Source organism: Arthrobacter sp. Hiyo1, assembly GCF_001263615.2.
Taxonomy (GTDB): domain Bacteria; phylum Actinomycetota; class Actinomycetes; order Actinomycetales; family Micrococcaceae; genus Arthrobacter.
Map to the genome: position 1 here is coordinate 155,112 of NZ_DF952478.1, position 2,951 is coordinate 158,062.

Sequence of the window (2,951 nt, forward strand, 5' to 3'; positions counted from 1 at the left end):
CATCGCGGCAATGCGCTGATCGAGCACCGCGCGGCCTCCTGCGCCTTCGGTGAGCAGTCGTCCGCCCGGCTGACCGTAAATCTCCCGGCCCAGACGTTCGGCGTCCTCGCCCTCCTTCATACGCTGGAGAGAGACGTCCTGGCGCAAGCTCATCAGCGACAGGAGGCGCTGCCCATACTCGGAGACCTGCTTGTGCTGCTCATACCAGGCGTGCTCGTCGCCGACGAACGGCAGGAAGTGCTGGTACTTCGCCATAAGCCGGCGCTGGTACTCCTCCTCGAAGCGATAGAAGTCATAGAGGGGGCGCGAGTCCTCCACCGCCACGCCGGCGGCATCGGCCTTCTCCACTGCCGGACGAGGTCCCGGTATGCCGCCGCACGCTCCCGGTGATGATCCAGCCGCGAGGCGTAACTGCGCAGCCGGAATCCGAACGACACCAGATCGTCGTCCGTCTCCTGGCTGGCAGCATCCTGCCGATCGCGCGCCAGCGCCGCCATCTGCTCATAGTCCATCCCCATGACCTTGAGCATGGGAGTGCGGATCCTCAGCTCATCCGGCGGCAGCGCACGCACCAGCTGGTAGACACCGTTGACAGCACGCTCGATGATCTGAGCTCGTCCGGAATCGACCAGACGCTGCCAGGCATCCGTGGTCAGCGACTCTTTCGCTCGTCGCTCGTTTGCATAGTCCACGATCTTCTCCATCGCCGCAGGCATAGGCGACCCCGCGCGCCCGAGCTGTTCGGTGACCAGCTCCGTGACGATCTCATTGGCCTTGCGCATCCGCATGTCATTGGTGCCGGCACGCCAGAGCCTGCGGTCCGCAGGCAGGCAGGCGAGCAGGAACTGGGGGAGCGCCTCCGCCCGCATCCGCTCGTGAGCCCAGCGCTTGATGAAGGTCGTGACGTTTCGTCGCTCATAGCCGACAGCGCTGGAGAGATGGGCCACCGCCTGCTTCTCGTCGAGCCAGGCGTCGACGCCCCGACGCAGCCGGGACTTGTGCCGGTCCAGGAGCTTGCCCTTCTGCTGCCCGTTGGGCATGAGGCGGCCGGTTCCGGCATCGACCATCGCGAGATGGCAGTGCACGTGCTCGGTGTCGACCTGGATCACGCCGACATACCGCAGATCGTCGAACCCACCGCTTCCCGCGCTCATCCCGTTGAGGCCATGCATGATGGCCATTCGCAGCTTCATCTGGTCGATGTGACCGCGGTAGTCGCCGCGGTTCTCGCAGTGGAAGTCCGCATCGACGATGCCGTGCTTCTTCAGATACGCCTCATCGAACGAGAGCACGGTCTTGAACACCGTGTGACCCTTGTCGAAGTGCTTCTGGAGATCCCGGCTTGCCGCCCGCAGCTGCTCATCAGAGAGCGACACCGTACCGTAGCCGAACGCCACACCGCCGTCCCCCTGGGCCTGGCGCATCTCGTCCTTCGCCGCGCGCCTCGACGGAGCACGTTCGACCGCGCTCTCGCGAGCCATGTATCGAAGGATGAAATCGTCGGTGCGCAGCCGCTGTACCGGTGCCAGTGACTCCACCGCCTGCTCTCGAGCCATGTACCGCGTGACGTAGCTTCCGGGTGTCGCGCCCCGCGACCCCGAGCCGTCCGGCTTCTTGACGCTGAATTCGTTGACGACGACCACGTCCTGCTTGAGACCCACGCCCGTCCCTCCTGTCCCGCTGATCGATTGAAGACAACGGCCCCGACGGTGGGATCATCCACGCGCCGGGGCCGTTGTTCTCGTGTGCTTCCGCTGGTATTGCCCAGGCTCAGCGCTGGTGCGCGAGCTCGGTGTCGTCGTGCTCCAGGTCGGCAGCACGCTGCTCGACCTTGCGCTTGAGCTCGTCGTACGTAGGCCGCACCGGCGTGGTGTCGTTCACGGACACCTCATCGTCGAAGAACAGATCCTCCAACTCAGGAGCTTCCGTGACCGGCTCGTCCACCGTCTCCAGGGCACTGGCGACCCGATCGCGGTAGATGTTCTCCGGGGTGCCTTCCTGCGCAGCGCGCTCCAGACGGAACTGCTCCTCCTCGGCATCCAGCTCGGCAGCGACGGCCTGCAGGCGCGCACTCATGTCGTCCTGTGCTTCCGGCTCGCCCTGCTCGGCCGAAGCGACGCTGGTCGCTTCCTGCGCGTGCTCGAAGTCGGCGTCGTCGAACAGGGTGGCCATCTCACCCGAACGCTGGCGCAGGCTCTGTCCCTCGACCACTCGGGGCTCCACAGGCGGTGCGCCATCGGTCGAGAAGTCCGCGAAGTATTCGGCCAGGTCGTAGCCGGAGGACTCCATGTCGACGTCGAGACTGCCAAGGTCATGGACCTTGACGAACACCACAGGAACATCCGGGGCGCTCTCAGTGCTGCGCGCCGGATCACCGGCAGGGGCCAGCACGATGGCGTCCATCGTGGCAGGCAGCTCCCATTCGATCCCGACAACCTGTTCGGGAACCGTGAAGCCAGGGGAGAAGTACCCCCGCTTCGCCAGCAACGTCAGCTGCTTATCGTCGAACTCGTAGAACACGTCCACCGTCTCGCCACCCCCGGTGGGGAAGGTCACCGCGTCGACGCCATAGGGCAGTCGCCGATGCGGTCGCACGCCGCGAAGCTCGCCGTTCATGTGCAGATACGGCCTGAAGTTCTGCTCGGGCCCGTGGTGCGCCAGCTCCATCGTCTCAACGAACACGACGACGTCCGCCTGCTCGTTCTCGATGCGTGCGGTCTCCACGCCTCGCTCGCGCAGCACACGGTGTGCCCACACATCGGTCATCGCCAATCCTGCGATTCGCATATCGATCTCGCTTTCTCTCTTCTCGGTCGGTTACTTGCCGGTGGTCTTCCGGGCTACGTGGTGCTCGCGGATCGAGGCGATCCAACGGCTGCCCGTGCGCCACAGCCAGCGCATCAGAGCGATCTCGGCGACGGCGAGCAGCGTCACGACGAACAGCAGCGGGA

General features: G+C 65.4%; 2 protein-coding genes. Both read right to left on the reverse strand.

Translation table 11 applies throughout. The features are described from left to right. Positions 1–152: 152 nt before the first annotated feature. Positions 153–1,661, reverse strand: coding sequence for a relaxase MobL (gene mobL / locus AHiyo1_RS23095; RefSeq protein ID WP_216363321.1), 1,509 nt, complete (start codon positions 1,659–1,661; stop codon positions 153–155). Between the two features lie 109 nt (positions 1,662–1,770). Beyond that, positions 1,771–2,766, reverse strand: coding sequence for a hypothetical protein (locus AHiyo1_RS23100; RefSeq protein ID WP_148667741.1), 996 nt, complete (start codon positions 2,764–2,766; stop codon positions 1,771–1,773). Positions 2,767–2,951: the final 185 nt, after the last annotated feature.

Excerpts from the sequence above, each read along its gene's own strand:
- AHiyo1_RS23100 (WP_148667741.1), bottom strand. The coding sequence starts at position 2,766 with ATGACCGATGTGTGGGCACACCGTGTGCTGCGCGAGCGAGGCGTGGAG.